A 3,021-nucleotide genomic window follows, 5' to 3' on the forward strand; every position below is an offset into this window, starting at 1 on the left:
CAAGCCAGTTCTAAAAGGTGTTATCACTTTTCCTGAATTTACGCCAGATTTAGACTGGTACACCTATGTTTTTAAGGTGACGGAGTTTGAGGGTGACTTGATTGACTGCAACGAGGGAACACTGGAATGGGTTCCTTATGACGAGGTTTTGAGTAAGCCGACTTGGGAAGGTGACCATACCTTTGTTGAGTGGCTTTTAGAGGATAAACCCTTCTTTTCAGCCAAGTTTGTTTATGATGGGGATAAATTGTTGGATACCCAAGTTGATTTCTATGAATAAAGGAGAAAGCAGATGCTACTAATCAAAAACGGTCGTGTAATGGATCCCAAGTCTGGTTTAGATCAAGTGTGTGATGTCTTGGTTCAAGATGGGAAAATTGTCAAAATTGCTCCGGAAATCAAGGAAGAAGGTGCAGAGGTGCTTGATGCTAGTGGTCTAGTCGTTGCGCCTGGTTTGGTCGATATTCATGTTCATTTCCGTGAACCTGGTCAGACCCACAAGGAGGATATCCATACTGGTGCCCTAGCAGCCGCTGCAGGTGGTTTTACAACGGTTGTCATGATGGCTAATACTAGTCCAACTATTTCAGATGTGGAGACTTTACAAGAAGTTCTCCAGTCAGCTGCCAAGGAAAAAATCAATGTCAAGACAGTTGCGACCATTACTAAGAATTTTAATGGCCAAGACTTGACTGACTTTAAGGCGCTTTTAGAAGCTGGTGCGGTTGGTTTTTCTGATGACGGTATTCCGCTTGAAAGCAGTAAAGTGGTCAAGGAAGCTATGGAAGAAGCCAAAAAACTCAATACCTTTATCAGTCTTCATGAGGAAGATCCAGGTTTGAATGGGATTCTTGGATTTAATGAAAATATCGCTAAAGAACATTTCCATATCTGCGGTGCGACTGGGGTAGCTGAGTATGCTATGATGGCGCGTGATGTCATGATTGCCTATGCGACCAAGGCTCATGTTCATATCCAGCATTTGTCTAAGGAAGAAAGTGTTAAAGTAGTGGAATTTGCTCAGGGGCTAGGTGCGCAAGTCACAGCAGAAGTAGCGCCACAGCATTTCTCTAAGACGGAAGCTCTCCTTTTGACACAAGGTAGCAATGCTAAGATGAATCCGCCGCTTCGTTTGGAATCAGATCGTCGTGCCGTGATTGAAGGTCTTAAATCTGGAGTCATCACAGTTATCGCAACTGATCACGCGCCTCACCATGCGGATGAGAAAAATGTTGAGGATATTACCAAAGCGCCATCTGGTATGACTGGTTTGGAAACCTCTCTGTCTCTCGGTTTGACTTATTTGGTGGAAGCTGGGGAATTGACCTTGATGGAATTGCTAGAAAAAATGACCTACAACCCAGCCAAGCTTTACAACTTTGAAGCAGGTTACTTGGCTGAAAATGGTCCAGCGGACATCACGATTTTTGATGCCAAGGCTGATCGCCTTGTGGACTCCCATTTTGCTTCGAAAGCAGCCAATTCACCATTCATCGGTGAAACCTTAAAAGGGCAGGTTAAATATACCATCTGTAAGGGACAAATTGTCTATCAAAACTAGGTGGGAGTCTGCTCTGTAAACAAAAAGAATAGAGAGCCTATATGTACCAAACCCATCATTTTAAAGACAAGTTTATCTTATTTTTAAAGATATTTTTCCCTATCCTGATTTATCAATTTGCCAATTATTCTGCCTCCTTTGTTGATACGACTATGACAGGTCAATACAGCACTATGGACTTGGCTGGTGTGTCTATGGCAACCAGTATTTGGAATCCTTTCTTTACCTTCCTGACGGGAATTGTGTCAGCCTTGGTGCCCATCATTGGTCACCATCTTGGACGAGGCAAAAAGGAAAAAGTGGCGTCTGATTTTTACCAGTTTATCTATCTGGCCTTGGGCCTATCCGTGGTCTTGCTGGGGATGGTGCTTTTCTTGGCACCACCTGTTTTGAACCATATTGGACTAGAAGCTCCTGTTGCAGCAGTAGCGGTTCGTTATCTCTGGTTTTTATCTATTGGGATTGTCCCCTTATTGCTTTTTAGCGTTATTCGTTCCTTGCTGGATTCGCTGGGCTTGACTAAACTGTCCATGTATCTTATGCTTTTGCTACTTCCTCTCAATAGTGGATTTAACTATCTTTTGATTTACGGTGCCTTTGGTGTTCCAGAGCTGGGAGGTGCTGGCTCTGGTTTAGGGACTTCCTTGGCTTATTGGGTTTTACTGGGAATTTCTGTTCTGGTTTTATTTAAGCAGGAGAAACTCAAAGCCTTACATCTTGAGAAACGCATTCCTCTTAATATGGATAAAATCAAGGAAGGGCTTCGTTTAGGTCTTCCTATAGGGGGAACTGTCTTTGCGGAAGTGGCTATCTTTTCCGTGGTTGGCTTGATTATGGCTAAGTTCTCGTCCTTGATTATCGCTAGTCACCAGTCAGCTATGAACTTTTCAACTCTCATGTATGCCTTTCCTATGAGTATTTCATCGGCTATGGCTATTGTCGTTTCCTATGAGGTGGGAGCCAAGCGATTTGATGATGCAAAAACCTATATTGGTCTAGGGAGATGGACAGCCCTCATTTTTGCAGGATTTACCTTATCTTTCCTTTACATTTTTAGAGGAAATGTGGCTAGTCTTTATGGTAACAACCCAGAATTTATCGATTTGACAGCGCGCTTTTTGACTTACAGTCTCTTCTTCCAGTTAGCAGATACCTTTGCGGCACCCCTTCAGGGAATTTTACGGGGTTATAAGGATACAGTTATTCCTTTTTACCTTGGTTTGCTTGGTTATTGGGGAGTAGCAATCCCAGTTGCTATGCTATTTGATTCTCTAACAGATTTTGGCGCTTATTCATACTGGATTGGTTTGATTATTAGTCTGATTGTGAGTGGAGTGCTCTACCGTTGGCGTTTAACTGTGATTATGAAGAGATTTGAATCTATAGCAAAATCTAAATGATAAAAAGTTTGTGAAAAAATATCCTTAGTGAGAAAATCCCTTGTTCTTATTGGGTTTTCT

3 protein-coding genes are annotated in these 3,021 nt (G+C 42.4%); all 3 read left to right on the top strand.

The features are described from left to right. The coding region (locus tag QZ565_RS09050; protein WP_366508746.1) for an NUDIX domain-containing protein at positions 1–280 on the top strand (280 nt) is incomplete at its 5' end. 12 nt (positions 281–292) lie between these two features. Beyond that, the gene (locus QZ565_RS09055) at positions 293–1,561 is read left to right on the top strand and encodes a dihydroorotase (protein ID WP_020901384.1); all 1,269 of its coding nucleotides are present in this window, start codon (positions 293–295) and stop codon (positions 1,559–1,561) included. A gap of 41 nt (positions 1,562–1,602) precedes the next feature. Further along, a complete protein-coding gene (gene pdrM, locus QZ565_RS09060) occupies positions 1,603–2,961 on the top strand; it encodes a sodium-coupled multidrug efflux MATE transporter PdrM (RefSeq protein ID WP_295528496.1) in 1,359 nt (452 codons plus the stop codon). Positions 2,962–3,021: the final 60 nt, after the last annotated feature.

This window comes from uncultured Streptococcus sp. (assembly GCF_915066115.1).
GTDB lineage: Bacteria > Bacillota > Bacilli > Lactobacillales > Streptococcaceae > Streptococcus.

What these genes read in the sequence shown, in the direction of transcription:
- pdrM (WP_295528496.1), top strand. Translation starts at nt 1,603, where the DNA reads ATGTACCAAACCCATCATTTTAAAGACAAGTTTATCTTATTTTTAAAG.
- QZ565_RS09055 (WP_020901384.1), top strand. Translation starts at nt 293, where the DNA reads ATGCTACTAATCAAAAACGGTCGTGTAATGGATCCCAAGTCTGGTTTA.